This is a genomic window from Staphylococcus nepalensis (assembly GCF_002442935.1).
Taxonomy (GTDB): domain Bacteria; phylum Bacillota; class Bacilli; order Staphylococcales; family Staphylococcaceae; genus Staphylococcus; species Staphylococcus nepalensis.
Genome location: NZ_CP017466.1, coordinates 2767221 through 2786274 on the forward strand (window position 1 = coordinate 2767221; position 19054 = coordinate 2786274).

Consider the following 19054-nt stretch of genomic DNA (forward strand, 5'->3'; position numbering starts at 1 on the left):
TTAAATCTCCTTTAACTTAGAATGAATAATTGGGTGATTCTTTTGTAATTTGCACATCATGTGGGTGGCTTTCTGCTAAACCAGCTGGTCCCATACGTGTGAATTGAGCTTCTTCTCTTAACGCTTCTAAGTTACTTGAACCAGTGTAACCCATACCTGATCTTACGCCGCCCATAAGTTGATAAATTGTGTCTTGTAATGGGCCTTTGTAAGCAATACGTCCTTCAATACCTTCTGGAACGAATTTTTTCGGTGTTTTATCTTCTTGGAAATAACGATCGTTTGAACCACTTTCCATTGCACCTAATGAGCCCATACCTCTGTACACTTTATATTGTCTACCTTGGAATACTTCTGTATCGCCTGGGCTTTCTTCAGTACCTGCAAGCAAGCTACCTAACATAACTGCATGTCCGCCAGCAGCTAGCGCTTTAATGATGTCACCTGAGAATTTAATACCACCATCAGCGATAATCGCTTTACCTTGTTTACGCGCTTCTGAAGCACAGTCGTACACTGCTGTAATTTGTGGTACACCAACGCCTGCAACAACACGTGTTGTACAAATTGAACCAGGACCGATACCAACTTTAACAACATCAGCACCCGCTTCATATAAAGCTTTCGTACCTGCAGCAGTAGCTACGTTTCCGGCAATTAATGTAACTTGTGGGAATTTTTCTTTAATATGTTTAACTTGTTCTAATACGCCTTTAGAGTGTCCGTGAGCTGTATCAATAACTAATGCGTCTACGCCAGCTTCAACTAATTTTTCAGCACGGATATCGGTATCTTTTGCGATGCCGATTGCTGCGCCTACTAATAGTCTGCCAAGTTTATCTTTAGCAGAATTTGGGAATTCAAGTACTTTTTCAATATCTTTAATTGTGATTAAACCTTCTAATTTCCCGTCCTTAACTAAAGGTAACTTCTCAATTTTATGTTGTTGTAATAATTCTTCTGCTTCATCTAGTGTAGTACCAACTGGGGCTGTGATTAAATTTTCTTTCGTCATAACATCTGAAATTTTTATAGAAAAATCTTCAATAAAACGTAAGTCACGATTAGTCAAAATACCAACTAATGTTTTATCTTCTTCATTATTTACAATTGGCACACCTGAAATGCGGTATTTGCCCATTAATGCCTCTGCTTCAAACACACTTTCTTCTGGCGTTAAGAAGAACGGATTTGAAATGACACCATTTTCGGAACGTTTCACTTTTTGGACTTCATCTGCTTGATCTTCGATATTCATGTTTTTATGAATAACACCTAGGCCACCTTGTCTCGCCATTGAGATAGCCATTTTAGATTCCGTTACAGTATCCATACCTGCTGAAATAACAGGAATATTCAGTTTAATACCTTCTGATAATTGAACACTTAAATCTACTTCTTTCGGTAATACATCTGATTCTGCTGGCAACAATAACACATCGTCAAAAGTTAAAGATTCTTTTTCAAATTTATTTTCCCACATATGAATACAGCCTCCTAATATTTGTTTTATAGCTCCATTATTCCATAGTTTCTACATTTTGTTGATTCTTAATGCCGTTAAAAAAGAAATTCAAAACAATTGCTGAAATAGCACCAAGTACAATACCATTTTGAGTCAACCATGCGAATTGGTCGCCTAAAGCTTGAAATGCTTGTGGTACTGCACTTATACCCGTTCCTAGTCCAACTGATACCGCAATAACCAACAAATTATTTTGATTCTTGAAATTAATATTACCTAATATACTAACACCATATGCCATTACCATGCCAAACATAGCTATCATCGCGCCGCCTAATACAGGCAGCGGGATCATATTAGCTAAAGCACCTAATTTAGGAATACAGCCACAAATGATGAGTAGGATGACCATACCATAAATGACTTTATTCTTTTTAGCGCCTGATAATGATACTAGTCCCACGTTTTGAGAATATGCTGTATACGGAAATGCATTAAAAATAGAGCCTAAAATAATCGCGATACCTTCAGCAGTATAGCCTTTACGAAAATCTTTTCTCTCTAAGCGCTTCCCTGTAATTTCACTTAATGCGTGGTAAACACCTGTTGATTCTATCAAGCTGACTAATGCAACGATAAAGAACACTAAAGTTGCACCAAAATCAAAACTGAATGTTGAAAATCTAAACGGTTGTGGCAATGCAAACCAATGGGCTTCTCCAACTTGTTTAACGTCTACAATGCCAAACGTTGAAGCTAAGACGGTGCCAACAACCAAACCAATCAATATGGCAATCGATTTTAAGAAACCGACTGTAAAGCGTTGTACAATTAATATGACAATTAATGTGATAACACCGAGCATGATATGCTTAGCGTCACCAAAGTTTTTAGCGTCTTCTCCGCCCGCCAAATAATTCATTGCTACTGGCATTAAATTAATACCTATGATAGTAACCACACTACCTGTTACAACAGGCGGGAAGAATTTAACTAAATAAGAAAAGAATGGTGCGATTATAACGACTAATATACCTGATAAAAAGAGGGAACCATATAAGTCGCCTATGCCTTTCGTTTGGCCAATTAAAATCATCGGCGCAACTGCAGTGAATGTGCAGCCTAAGACAATGGGTAAACCAGTACCTGTCCCTTTCCACACTTGCAAAAATGTAGCCACACCGCACATAAAAATATCTACAGTAACTAAAAATGCAATTTGTTCTGGCGTGAAGTCTAAGCTCGTCCCGACAATTATCGGTACAAGAATTGCACCAGCGTACATCGCTAAGAGATGTTGTAAACTTAAAATAAAGGTTTTCATGATTGTTCCTCAACAAATGTCACTTTATTACCACTAAGAGAAGCAACTTTACATAGGGATGAAACTTTCAACCCAGCTTTTTCCAAACGCGCTCTCCCTGGTTGAAAACTTTTTTCCACTACAATGCCAACACCTATAGTTTCAGCATTTGCTTGTTTAACAATCTCATTTAATCCTAACGATGCATCGCCATTAGCTAAGAAATCGTCTATGATTAATACTCGATCATTTTTATCTAAAAATTCATCTGAAACCATAACAGTACTTGTCGTATTTTTGGTGAATGAATGGATATCAGCGTAGTAAGCCTCTTTGGTTAATGTACTTGGTTTTGCTTTTTTAGCAAATAAACACGGTACATCAAAATGCATCGCTGCCATAATCGCTGGTGCAATACCAGATGCTTCAATGGTTAATACTTTAGTAACCCCTTCATCTTTAAATTGATTATAAAACGTTAGCCCTACGTCGTGCATCAGCTTTGCATCAATTTGATGATTTAGAAATCCATCTACCTTCAAAATCTTCTCATCAATAACAACGCCGTCTGCCTCAACTTTCCGTTTTAACAAATCCACTCAAAAAACCTCCTCATTTTGTATACAAAAAAAATCCTAAACTAACCTAGTTTCAGGATCTATGAGTGAACGTGCAATACTATAAAGAAGTGATGTTCAACTTACAACTTGCGCTGCATTAATCAATGCTTCTACATTCATTTCCCTATTTATGTAAAAATGAAAAACAACAATGGTTTATAAGTGTGCTAATTAAAAGGTACATTTCCCAAATCATACTTTAAAACGATTGAAGTTGAATGTCTCGTATTGTATTGGTTACTCATAGTCATGTCGTTAATGGCAACATGGTAGAAACTTCTAGAGCCGTATCCTCTAGATTATATGAGTTAGATAAATTATTAACTGATGATAGCAAATTTTCGCGTTGTTTTCAATACAATTATTATAAGTAAGCGTTTTAAAAAGATAGATTTATTATTAAATATGTACTTTAGTAAACGTTTTCTTTACTGTAAAATCAAGATTGTCAGATGCGTAACTTCATTATATAATAAAATTGTATTCGTTTTATCTAATCATTAATAGGGAACACATTATAGAAGTAATAGAAAAACGGACGGAGGGACAAACAATGGCTGATTTTACAATCATACAAAGTAGAGAAGAAATACTGCCTACAATTGAAAAGAAACTTTCTGAAGGATATGCTGAATCCGAAATTTCAGTTATAAGTAAGACTAAATTGCATTTCGAAGAATTACACGATTCTGAAGTGAACTTAACAGCTACAAGCGGTTCATTTAGTGACAAAATGGCTAAAATTTTAACTGGCGAAGATGGCGAAGAAGTGGTTTTATCTTATTATGATATTAGTGATTATGATAAAGAGCGTTATAAGAAAGAAATTTTAGATAATAATTATCTTATTATCGCTGCTAAGGATCGTTCTTCTCATGAAGAAGTTCAAGAAGCCAACGCTGCTTATGCTACTGATCTTTTTGAAGGCACGCATTATTCAGAAGAGACCGAAGGACCAAAATCTTAACCTTCTTAATCATTCATACTCGTTGAGTGGCTTAAGTAATGGTAGACCTATGTTTATATCAATATACTAAACTTATATGATAAGTGGCTCATTTTTAAAATATACATATATGATATTTTAAAATTTTAGCCACCTTTATTAGGGCCGAGACAGAAATCAATTTAATTACTTTGATTTCTGTCTCGGCCCTCTTTGACTTCTTCAACGCATAAAATTATTTTTAAAATCTTTAAGCAACTTATGTCCACTGTTTTACTATGTTATAATGAACGCATTATTATTGGGGGGGCGTCTTTCTATGGAATTTAAAACGATTCAATCAATCGATGATCCGTTATTCAAAGCCGCATTGGCGTTATATGATAAACAATTCGGCATTGATTTATCTGAAGATGAACAAATATTTAAGCAATCTTTAAAAAATGAACATACCAAAGATGATTACATCTTTTTAGTTGGGATACAATCAGATGGAGTTGTCAGCTTGGCTACAGCACATTATGAAGCTACTACAAATTCTTCTTTTTTAATTTATCTCGTCGCAAACGATCAACCAGACCATGATGAAATAATCACCAAAACTTTAGGGCGTATAGAAAAGGAAATTAGTTATTTATCGAATCAATTACATGCGCATGATGTCAATTTTATTATGCTAGAAGTGCCTAAAGAACCTGACCAAGTTTCAGAAGAAGAAAAAGCAATTTTGAACCATAGACGTGATTTCTTATTTAATCATGGTTTCGAAAAACAGTATGACCTTGACTATTTAGCGCCCAATTCAGACGGTTTCTCGGAAGGGTCACCTAAAGATTTATATATCAAATCAAATATCGAGCTCACTAAAGATATTTACGGACCAAGCATCAAATCTAACTATATCTTAAAATATGTCTTTGCTAATAGAATTTCTAGAAGTATTATTTATCCGTTATTAGAAGAGATGGACTTACGTAAATCATAGAAGACACCACTTGAAATCACTATAAAAACAGTTTAGACTAGCATAGAGGTAAGGCTGACGTTTCACTAACCGAAGACAAACGTCGGTATACATAAAAATTATGATGAAAGGACTTATTTCTATGTTAACTAAAGAATTTGCACAACGCGTTGAGCTAAGCGAAAAACAAGTCCGTAAAATCGTTCAGCATTTAGAAGAACGCGGTTACCAACTTAGCAAGACTGAATACCGTGGTCGTGAAGCCACAGATTTCCAAGAGGAAGATATCGAATTATTCCAAGATATCGCTGAAAAAGTCAAACAAACGAATAGTTATGACTTGGCTTTCGAAGAACTTGAAAAAGAAAAAGACTTCTTACAAGTATTAGTCAAGGATGATGATAACAATCTTCCTTCTGACCAAAATGTTTCTTTACTCATTGAAGACTTACGCAGTGAAATCCAAAAAATGCGTGACGAGCGTCAAATGCTTGGTCAAATGATTAACCAAGTTCATCATCAACAACAAGAATTGCACAAAATGCAAAACCAAATTACATCTCAATTAGAAGAGAATACAGAATCTCTAAAAGCGATTCAATCATCAACAGATGAGATTAAATCTACTCAGAGTGTTATCCAAGATTCACAAAAAGAGCAAACTGAACTTGTGAAATCCAATGTTGAAACAGAACAAGTACACACTAACCAAACAACTTCGGATGATCAAACAACTTCGTTCACAGAAAATACAACTGAGCAAGTATCAGCAAAATCAGACGATAAAGAAACGGATAAGTCCGTTGATGACGCTGCAAACGATAGTGCCAAAAATGCGTCAATCCAAACTGAAAGCGAAGAAATCACTCAAATTAGCGAACAACCTTCTGAACAATCAACAAATTCAGAAAATGACCAAGCAACACCTGAAAGTGGTGCAACTAAGCGTGAAGCCTCCACTGATGAATCAGAGCAAAGCGCCGATGCGGAGTCTAATAAAGAAAACGATGCAAGTGTACAACCTACAGACATCGATAATAAAGAAGAAACCGTATCAACTACTAACGAATCAAATACGCCAGGACAAGAAACAGATGCATCTCAAGAGACACCTTCTTATTCTTCACCAATAGCTAAAGAAGAACCTAAAGAAGAACGCAAAGGATTTTTTGCACGTTTATTCAATTTATAATAGTGAAAATAGCACGCCATCCTAAAATTAGGATGGCTTTTTTATGTTTACCCCCCTACTCCAATCCCTTTATGCCTTGTTCCAACCGCATGTATATCCTATATACAACTACCACAAATTGGGTGTTATATAAATTTCTTAAAATTTTTTGAGTAATTGACTTGAATATTATTTGTTTTGCTACTATCCTTAGTATGCGTATCGGATTTCAAAAAATTAATTTAAATTTAGAAAGTGTAGGTCCTGTTTTTATGTTATTAACAATTCTTAATATCGTTATTTTTGTGGCCTTCCTCATCGGTTTATATGTAATGGCAAGAAGACACGTTTCATTTCCTAAACGTGTCTTCACAGCGTTAGGCATTGGGATTGTCTTTGGGATCGCTATCCATTTAATTTACGGTGTGGATTCAAAGGTTACTAAACAAACAACAGATTGGTTTAGTATCGTTGGAGATGGCTACATCTCATTCTTACAAATGATTGTTATACCTTTAATTTTCATTTCAATCGTTTCAGCTTTTACAAAAATCCAAATTGGAGAAAAATTTGCTAAAATCGGCATTTACATCTTCATTTTCTTAATCGGTACTGTTGCAATTGCAGCAGTCATTGGTATTATTTCAGCCTTAGTATTTGGTTTAGACGCTTCAACAATCGATTTAGGTAGCGCTGAAAGTTCAAGAGGTAGTGAACTTGCAAGCCAAGCTAAAGATATGACAGCGAGTACGTTACCTCAACAAATTTTAGAGTTATTACCAACTAACCCATTCTTAGATTTCACTGGCCAACGTACGACTTCTACAATTGCTGTAGTTATCTTTGCTGCGTTTGTCGGCTTTGCATTTTTACGCGTTATGCGTAAACAACCTGAAAGCGGACATTTACTTAAACGCGGTATCGATGCTATTTATAGTATTGTTATGTCTATCGTAACTTTTGTATTACGCTTAACACCTTATGGTATTTTAGCTATCATGGCGAATACCATCGCAACAAGTGATTTTGGCGCAATATGGACATTAGGTAAATTTGTGATTGCATCTTATGCAGCATTGATTGTCATGTATATCATTCATTTGATTATCGTGACAGGTATCGGCTTGAACCCCGTTACATTTGTTAAGAAAACATCTGAAGTACTCTTATTTGCGTTTACATCTCGCTCAAGTGCAGGGGCGTTACCTCTAAACGTTCAAACACAAAAAAACCGTTTAGGTGTACCAGATGGTATTGCTAACTTCTCAGCTTCATTCGGTCTTTCAATTGGTCAAAATGGCTGTGCTGGTATCTATCCAGCGATGCTTGCTGTCATGGTAGCCCCAGCAGCTGGCGTCGAAGTTAACTTGCAATTTATTTTATCTGTAATTGGCATTGTTATTATCAGTTCATTCGGTGTAGCTGGTGTCGGAGGCGGAGCAACATTTGCTTCTATCATTGTGTTGTCTACATTAAACTTACCAGTTGCATTAGCAGGGGTGTTAATCTCTGTAGAACCATTGATTGACATGGGTCGTACCGCATTAAATGTTAACGACTCTATGCTTGCAGGTGCTGGCACTGCTAAACTAACAAACAACTTAGATTCTGACACTTATCATTCCAAAGATTATGGTGAAATTACAAGTTCCTAATCTATCATTACCTTTTACCCCGAATATAGATTAGAACTAAGACATCCATTACGATGCTCCTTCTAAAGTAGACACTTAACAGTGAAAACTTTTTAGAAGGAGTTATTTTTATGTCTAAAATCAATTTTATCTAGGGTGATTTCAATTCATTTATGTAAGCAGACGTTTTTAATAAACAATTGAATAAGTTGTTATTTTTTAGCTCTTAGATGTTCATAATGCTTTCTTAAATATATAAACTATATATTATTTTAACAATCAAAAAAGCACGTTTCTTGGATATGTCTTAGTCATATCCAAGAAACGTGCTTTTAGTCATTAATATTCAGGTTTAAATGGACCCCAAGTAATTTTCTGTTTACCATCTAATGGAATTGAATCTATTGTGTTAGATACATCATCAAACCACTTTAAAAAAGCTGGGTTTTTATCTAAATAGGCTTCTGCACTATCTTCACTAATATCATGTAAATACCAAGCCTTACTCTCGAACTCATATTGAATTTGTGAATAGGCAAGCCGTGTGATATCAACACTGTCATACAGGCAGTTCACATGCTTAACGAGATTAGGTGCTTGTGAAATTAGGCTATTAGATATAATGTTTTTATGCGTTTGGTTATCTAAATCATTCCACATTCTTAACTGGCCGTCCATTTGAAAGAATATATCTATCGTGGAGTCATTCTCATTGAACGAAACAAGGATAAATACGCGCTCTGCTGTATGATCAACTGAATTTATCGCTCCGACGATTAGTTTTTGAGCCATCTTTACCCAATAGGCTTGAGCTTCTTGAGGGGTTAGTTTACTGCTAGAAGAGTAAATATAGTTTTTATTTGCATTGGAATCTCCATGCGTCTTCTTTCCAAATAACTTGTCAAACATGCTCAACATAACCAACCCCTTTCTAAGAGATGAACTTTTCCCATCCTAAATGGTGTTCAACAGAAGTTGTCAGTTTACTATTTTTGAATAAAACCTGATTTATTCAATTGCTCTAACATATCTAATCTCTGTTTAGCACTCATAAAATTAGAGATTTGTTCTGACCATGTTTCACTACGTTCTCCATTTGTGCGAGATGCATAATACTTACTAACTGTTTGATCATAAGCACTTAATGCTCTCCGTTGCACTTCTTTATCGCTGTTATACTTGTTTTGATGGAAAACATGCTCGATTGGTAAACGTGGTTTAGGGCTACCATTTTCGTTATCTGCTGGTATACCCAATGCCATTCCAAACAACGGGAAAGTATGCTCTGGCAATTCTAAAATTTCACGTACACGTTCAACATCGTTTCTAAGCGATCCTAAATAGACCATGCCGTAGCCCATATCCTCAGCCGTAGTAGCAATATTTTGAGCAACTAATGCCGCATCAATTGTACCTACTAATAGTCCTTCTGCTGATTCAAAAGACGTCGACATATCATTTTTAGAATTTTCATTCACAATTGCATGTCTATAATAATCCATTACAAAGACGAGCAAATAGCCATTTTCAACTACATAGGGTTGACCAGAGACTTCTTTCAAATCTTCTTTAACCTCAGGGTCATCAATACCGATAATTGAATACGCTTGTAAATAACTGGATGTCGAAGCACTTTGCCCTGCTTCAATTAATTGTTTAACGCTCTCTTCTGAGACAGGATCTTTCTTGAAACTTCTAACCGAATGATGTTTTTTCAATAAGTTGTATACATAATCAGACATGTCATATCCGCTCCTCTTTATGTAAATGTTTATAGTATTTAAATGATAACAAAGCTTGTATTTAATTGCTCATTATCTGTTTACCCATTTTTTATTATTTCAAAATAATTGAATACTGATATAAATTAAATTAGTGCTATATTTGTAAATGAATTTTTGAAACGCATGACATAATAGTTAAAAATTAATTTCGACCTGCTTTCCTTTGCGTGACAATGCTTTTTATACATGTTCAAATCATATTGATGAAAACTTCATTATATAATCAATCATTTACAACTAAAATGTTTTCTAAACCCATTAACGTGGAACTCATAATGTAAGGGGGGAATTATTTTGAGTAACAAAAAACAAGATCAATTAAAAAATGTAGAAAAAGACAATGACGAAAAAGCAATGACGGCGAATAATGGTGTCAAAATAAGCGAAGATGAAAATACCTTAACAGTAGGAGAACGTGGCCCCAGCTTATTAGAAGATTTCCATTTCAGAGAAAAAATCATGCATTTCGACCATGAACGTATCCCAGAACGCGTCGTTCATGCACGCGGTTTTGGAGCTCACGGTGAATTCCAAGTATATAAAGATTTATCAGAATACACTTCTGCAGACTTTTTAACACACCCCGAAAAAACAACGCCAGTGTTTGTTAGATTTTCAACCGTTCAAGGCTCTAAAGGTTCTCCAGATACAGTCAGAGACGTACGTGGTTTTGCCACAAAATTCTACACAGATGAAGGCATTTTTGATTTAGTAGGAAATGACATCCCAGTATTCTTTATCCAAGACGCAATCAAATTCCCAGATTTAATTCATGCAGTTAAGCCAGAACCACACAATGAAATGCCTCAAGGTGGTACAGCGCACGATACATTTTATGACTTCTTTGCCCAAAATCCTGAATCAACACATACAACTGTGTGGGCAATGAGTGATCGTGGTATACCTAAGAGCTTCAGACAGATTGAAGGTTTTGGTATTCATACTTTCCGTCTAGTGAACAGTGAAGGCGATTCGTATTTCGTTAAATTCCATTGGAAGCCGCTTCAAGGTTTAGAAGGTTTAGTATGGGACGAAGCTCAAATGTTACATGGTAAGGACGTAGACTTCCATCGTAAAGATTTGTATGAATCCATTGAAAAAGGCGATTACCCTGAATGGGAATTAGGTCTCCAAATTATACGTCCTGAACAAGAATTCGATTTTGATTTTGATATTTTAGATCCAACTAAAATTTGGCCTGAAGATCAGGTCCCAGTTCAAAGAGTTGGTAAAATGACATTAAATCGAAATGTTACTAACGTTTTTGACGAAACTGAACAAGCGGCTTTCCATCCTGGTCATATTGTGCCAGGTATCGATTTCTCTAATGACCCATTATTACAGGGACGTTTATTCTCGTATACAGATACGCAAATCACTAGATTAGGTGGTCCAAACTTCAACCAAATACCAATCAACCGTCCTGTTAACGAGGTACACAATAACCAAAGAGATGCCATGCATCAAATGAACGTGAACAAAGGACAAGTAGCTTACCATAAAAACGCACTTAACAACAATGATCCTCATACAACACCTAAAGAAGAAGGCGGCTATGAACACTACCAAGAAAAAGTCGAAGGCCGTAAAATCCAAAAACGTAGCGAAAGTTTCAAAGATTATTATAGCCAAGCTAAACTTTATTTAAATAGTTTAACGCAACCTGAATTTGACCATACTGTAGATGGTTTCTCATTTGAAATAGGCATGTGTGATTCTATTATGGTTAAGCAAAATGCAGTTAACCAATTAAATAAGGTAGACCGCACTTTAGCTGAGCGTGTAGCTAAAAATGTAGGTGTCGAAGTACCTGAAGTAAATGAAGAAGTAAATTCAGACGAAAAAGATAGCAAATTATCAATGGAAACACTAGATATTCCATTAGCTGGTCACTCTGTAGCAGTAGCAGTAAATGGCGATATCAGTGCGGATACATTGAAATCTTACGCTAAAACATTTACAGAAAACAAATTGAATTATGCGTTCGTTGGACAGCACCCTAAAGATATTTCAGAAGAATTCGGTATCACGGAAACATTTGATACTGCTCATCCAACACTATTTGATAGTTTAATCGTTTTATCAGATGGCAGCGACATTCTTCCACCTGTTGAAGAATTCGCAGAACTCACGTATAAGCACAATAAACCATTAGTGGTGAACCAAGCAGCTTCTCAAGGCTTAGCAGGTGCTAAGTTAAATTTAGAAGCTCCTGGTGTCTTTGTTTCAGATGACCCTCAAACAATTGTGCAAGCATTTGAACGCAAAAGATATTGGGACAGATAATCTTTTTAATCACTAGCAAACTATATACAGGTTAGTCACCTTCCTACTGGGGGCGAGTTAAGAAATTAAATTGTTACTTTTAATTTTTTCTCGCCTCCGTTTCTTTTATCCATTAAAATATTGTGTAAGTAGATATTAGATTAATTATAGCTTGCGGCGACATAGATGGATGATGCTTTACCCGCATACGTTTCAAAAATCCTAAAGGCGCAATAGCGCAACCTCAAGTTGCCTTGTAGAAAATAATTAGGCGCGTGACTTTATACTCACATTACTTTATTTTTGAATACAAGGCGTGGTTAATATGGAAATTGGTTCAAGCATCAAAGAACAACGCGAACTCAAAAATGGGTCGCAAGACGAACTAGCTGAAATACTAAACATTTCACATCAAAGTATTTTTAAATGAGAGTTAAATAAAGTCTACCCTAGTATTGATATGTTCATTAAAATGAGTGATTTATTCGATGTTTCTCTAGATGAACTAATTAAAAGTGATAAAAACTTTAAGGAAACTACTATCGAAACCTACCAACAACCTGTTTCAAACCAAAATCACCATCCTATGGATGGTTGGGAATTTCTGTCTAATTACTGGTGGCTCTTCTTTCCTGTCGTTGTTACAATTTGGTGGATGCTACAAACATTTCATTAATTTGTCTAATCTCATACAGTTCGTTTCCAACACATGAGATAAAACATCATGCGCTTTTGGTTAAACGGAGATTTATAAATCATACATGCAGCAAACACCTCCGTGCGCTATAGATTAAACTACCTCAATATAAGAGAGAAGTAACAAAGCGCATTTTTGTTATTTCTCTCTTATTTTCTTTTAGAAATGAACACACACAGCGGTATAAGATTGTTATACTATGTTACAAATATACTAAATGAGGTGTCAGTTATGGTTGATAACGTAAAATTGTTTATATATGCTGATAAAGAAGTTGAACTCAAACATCACCTAGCTACGATAGTGACAGAAAACGAACTTCAATATTCTATTATCAACTTAAATCATAATTACGCGCATTTTAAGACTTACACGCTTGACGAGCCACTCCCAGAACGTATGAAAGTCAAAGAAATCATTAAATTTTGGTGCAAATGGTATAGCTCCAGTCTCGCTAGCGAAACCATCATACACAAATGCAATCTCGCAATATTTAGTCAAAAACGAATTAAAAAACTTTCTAATTCTGAACTTAAGCTATTACATATCGCTAAGCTTGTGATAGTGCCAGAATCAAAATTTATTATAAAAGAACCCCTACAAAACGTCACAATTGAAACAAAATATACGATTATTAATTTACTTAATGAGTTAAGTACATCTAATACCATTATTTCATTAACAAATCACACTGAAGAAGCGCTTCTAATTAGTGAATATTGCTATCGTTTTAACAAAAATTCATTCAAACCCATAGCGCTTTCCAACGACAATTCTGAAAAGTATGCATCATCTATTGCCGAAAATCAAACACACTTAAGTCGTCAGCCGATCAGAAGACTAACAGTAAAGACAAATGAAAAAACAATGTTCCTTGACCCTATAGATATTGATTATTTAGAAAGCCAAGATGGCAAAGTAGTCATTCATGTGGGCGATGAACAATATATTCATGACACGACATTACAAAATATAGAAACGCTTATCACTCCTTATGGTTTCTATCGATGCCACCGTTCGTATATTATTAATTTACAAAAAATTACCGAAATTATTTCATGGTCTAAAAATAGTTACTCTATTCGAATTAATACTTCCAAAGATACATTAATACCTTTATCAAGACAGAAAGCTAAGGATATTGAACAATTTTTCAATATTTATGAGTAACATTTCACTGTGATATAGATACAATTCACCTTCTTTTGACTGTACAGCGCTCCTGTAAACGATAAACTGTTGTTGATTTCAAAAGGAGGTTTTTTCATGGATAATGTAATTGAAATGGAAAATGTAACGAAGTCTTTTAAAAATAAAGATGCTGTTCAAAACATGAGTTTCACCGTAAAAAAAGGAGAAATTTTCGGTTTTCTTGGCCCAAGCGGCTCTGGAAAAACGACGACAATTAAAATGCTAACTGGTTCCTACTGTCAGTCTAAGGGTAGTCTAACGGTGTTAGGTTATCGTAATGAAAACATTGGTTCTAATGGATTTATAGATCAAATAGGTATACTATCTGACCACAGTACTGCTTACGAAAGACAAAGCATTGCAGATAATTTGAAATTATTTGCGAAATTAAATGATGTGCCGTTACAAAAAATAGATGACACTTTAAATTTTATTGGTTTAACTCAAGATAAAAAAACATTGGTTAAACATTTATCAGCCGGTATGAAGCAGCGCGTTTTATTAGCAAAAGCATTGATACACGAACCAGAATTACTGTTTTTGGATGAACCTACTGCTTCATTAGATCCCTTAACAATTCAACACATACACAAAGGGCTTAAAGCGCTCAACGAACGAGGTACAACGATATTTTTAACGACGCATAATATGCAAGAAGCTAACGATCTATGCCATCGCGTCGCATTTATTGAATCTGGCATACTAAAAGAAATCGATACACCTGATAACTTTAGATTTAATCATTCAAACCATACGATTAAAGTGATGCACAAAAACAATCGGTCCAAGACTTTACCCATGACTAGTGAATCAGCCCAATATATTTCAGATATGTTAGAAGCTAATGATTTAAAATATATTTCCTCTGATTTACCTACATTAGGTGATGTATTCTTAAAAATCACAGGAAAGGAGCTCGTTTAATATGAATACCACACGTTTATCTGCCCTATTAGAAAAAGATCTAAAAGAAGCCATACGTAACCCATCTATTATATTTATGCCAATCATTATATTGTTTGTTAGCTTTTTCTACAGTTTTATAATGTCTGAAATAGGCAACGCTACTTCAGCCACAATCCTAATGCAGTTTATTGTGGTTAATATGGCGTTTGTGATGGTGGCAACTGCGACAATCATTACGATGTTTGCTGAAGAAAATGAAAAAGGCACTTTAAAAGGATTAATTGAAACGCCCGCATCAAAAGTTGAGATATTATTATCAAAAGCCATTATAATGACAATACTTACTATCATTACAACTATCTTAAGTCTCCTAATTCTTGGTAGTTCTATTCATTTTGGTTTTCAAACTTATATCGGGCTTGTGATCATGTTGTTTTTCTATCTTATATTAGGCTTAACATTAGGCCTTTTATCTAACAGTACCGGAGCAGCTACAACGTATACAATGCTACCCTTCTTTATATTTGGTATGATACCTTTATTTGAAATGATGAAGGATGTCTTAGATTTAGGTTTCTTTGAAAAAGTATTAAACTGGTTACCTTTCGGACTCGTTTTAGAGTTAGAAACAAATCACGCAACGTTAAATTTAATTTATTTAATGATTTGGTTAATTGTAAGTATCATTACTTTAACATTCGTTTATGATTACAAGTTCCGAAAGCGTTAAGAATGTTCACAAATTCGTTATAATTTACTTCAAACGCATTATATCAATATTCTATAGCCTTTCTTCTCAATTTCATATGTTTAGTTGAGAATTGAAAGGTTATTTATATTTTATGAAAGACTATATAAACAATGTATATGCTTTCATTTTTGTATGTGTAAGCATGACTCAAATTGTCTGTCAACGCAAATAGCGCGCACGCTTTAAATCTATTATGATTCAAGCCCTCTATTGTTGACGAAATACGTACTACATGCAATAATAGAAAATGAAAGATTAGAATTATTATAATTAAGAAATAATAATAATCTAATCAATAATATTTTACATTAACAATAAGTTATTAAATAGGAGGATGTTTTACATGTCTTTAATCAACAAAGAAATTTTACCATTCACAGCTAACGCTTATGATCCAAAGAAAGATGAGTTTTTCGAAGTTTCAGATGAAAACTTAAAAGGTGCTTGGAATGTCGTTTGCTTCTACCCAGCAGACTTCTCATTCGTATGCCCGACTGAATTAGAAGATTTACAAGGACAATATGACAAGTTACAAGAACTAGGTGTCAATGTATATTCAGTATCAACTGATACTCACTTTGTACACAAAGCTTGGCACGATCATTCTGAAGCGATTAATAAAATTCAATATACAATGATTGGTGACCCTTCACAAACAATCACTCGTAATTTTGAAGTATTAGATGAAGAACTTGGCTTAGCTCAACGTGGTACATTCATCGTAGACCCTGATGGTGTTGTTCAAGCAGCTGAAATTAATGCAGACGGCATTGGCCGTGATGCAAGTACATTAGTACACAAAATTAAAGCAGCACAATATGTACGTCAACACCCAGGTGAAGTATGCCCAGCAAAATGGGAAGAAGGTTCAGAAACATTACAACCTGGTCTTGACTTAGTAGGTAAAATCTAAGGAGGCATTGATTTGAATGCTTAATGATCAGCTAAAATCACAATTGCAACAATTACTTCAATTGATGGAAGGTGACGTTGTACTAAGTGCAAGTCTTGGTTCAGATGATAAATCTAAAGAATTAAAAGAATTGCTAGACGAAGTAGCTGCAGCGTCTTCAAACATAACAATTGAAGCAAAAGACCTAAAACGTACGCCAAGCTTTACTGTTAATAGACCTGATGAAGACACGGGTGTAACATTTGCTGGTTTACCTATGGGTCATGAGTTTAATTCTCTTGTATTAGCTTTATTACAAGTAAGTGGTCGTGCGCCTAAAGAAGAACAATCTGTCATAGATCAAATTAAAGCTTTAGACCGCCCGCTTAATTTTGAAACGTATATCAGTTTAACATGTCAAAAATGCCCTGATGTTGTTCAGGCTTTAAATTTAATGAGCTTATTAAATCCTAATATCACTCACACTATGGTTGATGGTGCAATCTTTAGAGATGAATCTGAAGATATCATGGCAGTGCCCGCTATCTATTTAAATGGTGAAGAATTTGGTAATGGCCGTATGACTGTTCAAGATATATTAACTGAATTAGGCAGTAAAGTAGACCCATCAGAGTTTAATGATAAAGCGCCTTATGACGTGTTAATCGTTGGTGGTGGCCCTGCAAGTGGGAGTGCTGCGATTTACACAGCTCGTAAAGGATTACGCACTGGTATTGTTGCCGATCGCATCGGCGGGCAAGTGAATGATACTGCAACAATTGAAAACTTTGTCACTGTTAAAGAAACAGACGGACCTAAGTTTTCATCTGCACTTGAAGATCATGTAAAACAGTATAATGTTGATATGATGACAGGTGTCAGAGCGAGCGACATTGAAAAAACAGATAACGGTATAGTTGTTACTTTAGATAATGACGCTAAATTACAAAGTAAAACTGTTATCATTGCTACAGGTGCACGTTGGCGGAAACTAGAAGTACCTGGTGAAGAAGCGCTTATCAATAAAGGCGTTGCATTCTGTCCGCACTGTGACGGTCCTTTATTCGAAAATAAAAACGTCGCTGTCGTAGGAGGCGGAAACTCTGGTGTTGAAGCTGCAATAGACTTAGCAGGTATTGTAGAGCACGTAACACTATTTGAACGTAACGCTAGCCTTAAAGCAGATGACGTACTACAAGAACGTTTGAGCGCTTTACCAAACGTTACAATTATTAAAAATGCTCAAACTACTGAAGTGCTTGGTGAAAATTCAGTTACTGGTCTTAAATACCAAGACAAAGAAACGGGCGAAGACCATACTGTTGAATTGGAAGGTATATTCGTTCAAATCGGGTTACTACCAAATACAGAATGGCTTGATAATTATGTCGAATTAAATCAAGCGAATGAAATTATAATTGATCGTACCAACGCCACAAGTATTCCTGGCATATTCGCAGCAGGTGACGTAACAGACGATCGTAACAAACAAATTATAATTTCAATGGGCGCTGGCGCAAATGCCGCACTCAATGCATTTGATTATATTATTCGTCACTAAATTACATGCCCTATTAAAATCAATAGATAACTTTCTAGGAGGACCAAATCGGTTCTCCTTTTTTATGTTTTCAGTTAATAAATCGTACCGTTTTGATGTTTTAACATCCATAACAAATCGTTTAAGTCAGATTGCACTTTTATATTTCGTTCAAAAGATTGTGCGTTTATGTATCATTCGTCTATATAAATCAGTAGCTTGAGATGATACCCTTAAGTTATAATTTCAAGAGCAAATAGATTATGATATAAACAGGACTATGATTAAAGGAGTAGTACGTTCTATGAAAAAAAGTATATTTTTATCGTTAGTACTCATGCTAACTGCTATACTCGCCGCATGTTCTAACGAAGATTCGAATGATGACCAACAACACAGTGACAGACACGCACCTACCGATGTCAAAAAATTAACAGAAAATGACATTTTTAGTTCGAATAAAACAGATGAAGCCATTAGTGAAGAGGAAATGAATAAAGCAATTAAAAAGTATTTAGATGTTAACTCAGATATTATAGACAACAAATATTTAATACAGTATAAACTAGATAAACAAACGGGTACTGATACTAAAATTACAGATGCTCAAGCAAAAAGATTATCAGATTTGTCTCACAAAGCTATCAAAAATGATGTACGCTTCGAGAAATTCGTCAAAGAAAATCATTTACCAAAAGGTTATAAAACCCATGTTGACCGTATTATCACTTACTTCACAGCTTTAAATAGCACAATTAAAGATGCTGATAAACAAATTGAAGAAGTGAATTATCAACCCCAGAACAAATTGAACGTTGTAGATGTATCGACAGAATACGCTGGAGATGTAAATGGTAAACAACAAGAAAAAATTAAAAAATTCCTTAAAGAAAAAGGCATAAAAAGTGACGCAGTAGATAAATAA

18 protein-coding genes and 1 riboswitch are annotated in these 19054 nt (G+C 35.0%); of the genes, 13 read left to right on the plus strand and 5 right to left on the minus strand.

What is annotated here, in order from left to right:
- Nucleotides 1-16: 16 nt before the first annotated feature.
- From guaB to xpt, 3 genes are read right to left on the minus strand one after another with little or no spacing between them, the layout of a single operon-like run.
- Nucleotides 17-1483: an IMP dehydrogenase gene (guaB, locus tag BJG89_RS13245; RefSeq protein ID WP_096811034.1), complete on the minus strand. Its 1467-nt coding sequence runs from the start codon at nt 1481-1483 to the stop codon at nt 17-19.
- A 37-nt stretch (nt 1484-1520) separates the two neighbouring features.
- Nucleotides 1521-2789, minus strand: a complete 1269-nt coding sequence (gene pbuX / locus BJG89_RS13250) for a xanthine permease PbuX (RefSeq protein WP_096811035.1) — start codon at nt 2787-2789, stop codon at nt 1521-1523.
- Nucleotides 2786-3367 (minus strand): xanthine phosphoribosyltransferase, encoded by a 582-nt coding sequence (gene xpt / locus BJG89_RS13255; RefSeq protein WP_096811036.1) that lies wholly within the window; start codon nt 3365-3367, stop codon nt 2786-2788. The genes pbuX and xpt overlap by 4 nt, the downstream gene beginning before the upstream one ends.
- 245 nt (nt 3368-3612) lie before the next feature.
- Nucleotides 3613-3715: riboswitch (purine riboswitch) on the minus strand.
- A gap of 226 nt (nt 3716-3941) precedes the next feature.
- Here xpt and BJG89_RS13260 point away from each other — a divergent pair.
- The 4 genes from BJG89_RS13260 (at nt 3942) to BJG89_RS13275 (ending at nt 8124) form a co-directional block, all read left to right on the plus strand.
- Complete coding sequence (locus tag BJG89_RS13260; RefSeq protein ID WP_096811037.1) at nt 3942-4355, plus strand: general stress protein; 414 nt, start codon at nt 3942-3944, stop codon at nt 4353-4355.
- Nucleotides 4356-4653: 298 nt separating this feature from the next.
- Nucleotides 4654-5319, plus strand: a complete 666-nt coding sequence (locus BJG89_RS13265; RefSeq protein ID WP_096811038.1) for a hypothetical protein — start codon at nt 4654-4656, stop codon at nt 5317-5319.
- A 121-nt stretch (nt 5320-5440) separates the two neighbouring features.
- Nucleotides 5441-6490: a prolipoprotein diacylglyceryl transferase gene (locus tag BJG89_RS13270; protein ID WP_096811039.1), complete on the plus strand. Its 1050-nt coding sequence runs from the start codon at nt 5441-5443 to the stop codon at nt 6488-6490.
- Nucleotides 6491-6741: 251 nt separating this feature from the next.
- Entirely contained in the window at nt 6742-8124 is a 1383-nt protein-coding gene (locus tag BJG89_RS13275; RefSeq protein ID WP_096811245.1) for an L-cystine transporter, read from the plus strand.
- Between the two features lie 318 nt (nt 8125-8442).
- Here BJG89_RS13275 and BJG89_RS13280 read toward each other — a convergent pair whose 3' ends face one another.
- Nucleotides 8443-9012, minus strand: coding sequence for a hypothetical protein (locus tag BJG89_RS13280; RefSeq protein ID WP_096811246.1), 570 nt, complete (start codon nt 9010-9012; stop codon nt 8443-8445).
- A gap of 77 nt (nt 9013-9089) precedes the next feature.
- On the minus strand, nt 9090-9845 hold the full coding sequence (gene nfsA / locus BJG89_RS13285; RefSeq protein WP_096811040.1) for an oxygen-insensitive NADPH nitroreductase: 756 nt from the start codon (nt 9843-9845) through the stop codon (nt 9090-9092).
- Between the two features lie 336 nt (nt 9846-10181).
- On the opposite strand from nfsA, the gene BJG89_RS13290 reads away from it, so the two are divergent.
- The 9 genes from BJG89_RS13290 to BJG89_RS13325 all read left to right on the plus strand — a co-directional run bounded on the left by BJG89_RS13290 (nt 10182) and on the right by BJG89_RS13325 (nt 19054).
- A complete protein-coding gene (locus BJG89_RS13290) occupies nt 10182-12173 on the plus strand; it encodes a catalase (RefSeq protein ID WP_096811041.1) in 1992 nt (663 codons plus the stop codon).
- A 304-nt stretch (nt 12174-12477) separates the two neighbouring features.
- On the plus strand, nt 12478-12582 hold the full coding sequence (locus BJG89_RS14850; protein ID WP_232514185.1) for a helix-turn-helix domain-containing protein: 105 nt from the start codon (nt 12478-12480) through the stop codon (nt 12580-12582).
- A 42-nt stretch (nt 12583-12624) separates the two neighbouring features.
- Nucleotides 12625-12828 carry a hypothetical protein gene (locus BJG89_RS14855; protein ID WP_232514186.1) on the plus strand — a complete coding sequence of 68 codons (204 nt, stop codon included), beginning with the start codon at nt 12625-12627 and terminating at the stop codon, nt 12826-12828.
- Between the two features lie 252 nt (nt 12829-13080).
- On the plus strand, nt 13081-14019 hold the full coding sequence (locus BJG89_RS13300; RefSeq protein ID WP_096811042.1) for a LytTR family transcriptional regulator DNA-binding domain-containing protein: 939 nt from the start codon (nt 13081-13083) through the stop codon (nt 14017-14019).
- A 96-nt stretch (nt 14020-14115) separates the two neighbouring features.
- Complete coding sequence (locus tag BJG89_RS13305; protein ID WP_096811043.1) at nt 14116-14964, plus strand: ABC transporter ATP-binding protein; 849 nt, start codon at nt 14116-14118, stop codon at nt 14962-14964.
- A gap of 1 nt (nt 14965) precedes the next feature.
- Nucleotides 14966-15676 (plus strand): ABC transporter permease, encoded by a 711-nt coding sequence (locus tag BJG89_RS13310; RefSeq protein ID WP_096811044.1) that lies wholly within the window; start codon nt 14966-14968, stop codon nt 15674-15676.
- 364 nt (nt 15677-16040) lie between these two features.
- Complete coding sequence (gene ahpC, locus BJG89_RS13315) at nt 16041-16610, plus strand: alkyl hydroperoxide reductase subunit C (protein WP_096811045.1); 570 nt, start codon at nt 16041-16043, stop codon at nt 16608-16610.
- Between the two features lie 16 nt (nt 16611-16626).
- A complete protein-coding gene (gene ahpF, locus BJG89_RS13320; RefSeq protein WP_096811046.1) occupies nt 16627-18150 on the plus strand; it encodes an alkyl hydroperoxide reductase subunit F in 1524 nt (507 codons plus the stop codon).
- A 283-nt stretch (nt 18151-18433) separates the two neighbouring features.
- Complete coding sequence (locus tag BJG89_RS13325; protein ID WP_096811047.1) at nt 18434-19054, plus strand: NDxxF motif lipoprotein; 621 nt, start codon at nt 18434-18436, stop codon at nt 19052-19054.

Bases quoted from the DNA above. Each gene is read 5' to 3' on its own strand.
- guaB (WP_096811034.1), bottom strand. From the start codon at position 1,483: ATGTGGGAAAATAAATTTGAAAAAGAATCTTTAACTTTTGACGATGTG.
- pbuX (WP_096811035.1), bottom strand. From the start codon at position 2,789: ATGAAAACCTTTATTTTAAGTTTACAACATCTCTTAGCGATGTACGCT.
- BJG89_RS13260 (WP_096811037.1), top strand. From the start codon at position 3,942: ATGGCTGATTTTACAATCATACAAAGTAGAGAAGAAATACTGCCTACA.
- BJG89_RS13265 (WP_096811038.1), top strand. From the start codon at position 4,654: ATGGAATTTAAAACGATTCAATCAATCGATGATCCGTTATTCAAAGCC.
- BJG89_RS13270 (WP_096811039.1), top strand. From the start codon at position 5,441: ATGTTAACTAAAGAATTTGCACAACGCGTTGAGCTAAGCGAAAAACAA.
- BJG89_RS13275 (WP_096811245.1), top strand. From the start codon at position 6,742: ATGTTATTAACAATTCTTAATATCGTTATTTTTGTGGCCTTCCTCATC.
- BJG89_RS13280 (WP_096811246.1), bottom strand. From the start codon at position 9,012: ATGTTTGACAAGTTATTTGGAAAGAAGACGCATGGAGATTCCAATGCA.
- nfsA (WP_096811040.1), bottom strand. From the start codon at position 9,845: ATGTCTGATTATGTATACAACTTATTGAAAAAACATCATTCGGTTAGA.
- BJG89_RS14850 (WP_232514185.1), top strand. From the start codon at position 12,478: ATGGAAATTGGTTCAAGCATCAAAGAACAACGCGAACTCAAAAATGGG.
- BJG89_RS14855 (WP_232514186.1), top strand. From the start codon at position 12,625: ATGAGTGATTTATTCGATGTTTCTCTAGATGAACTAATTAAAAGTGAT.
- BJG89_RS13300 (WP_096811042.1), top strand. From the start codon at position 13,081: ATGGTTGATAACGTAAAATTGTTTATATATGCTGATAAAGAAGTTGAA.
- BJG89_RS13305 (WP_096811043.1), top strand. From the start codon at position 14,116: ATGGATAATGTAATTGAAATGGAAAATGTAACGAAGTCTTTTAAAAAT.
- BJG89_RS13310 (WP_096811044.1), top strand. From the start codon at position 14,966: ATGAATACCACACGTTTATCTGCCCTATTAGAAAAAGATCTAAAAGAA.
- ahpC (WP_096811045.1), top strand. From the start codon at position 16,041: ATGTCTTTAATCAACAAAGAAATTTTACCATTCACAGCTAACGCTTAT.
- ahpF (WP_096811046.1), top strand. From the start codon at position 16,627: ATGCTTAATGATCAGCTAAAATCACAATTGCAACAATTACTTCAATTG.
- BJG89_RS13325 (WP_096811047.1), top strand. From the start codon at position 18,434: ATGAAAAAAAGTATATTTTTATCGTTAGTACTCATGCTAACTGCTATA.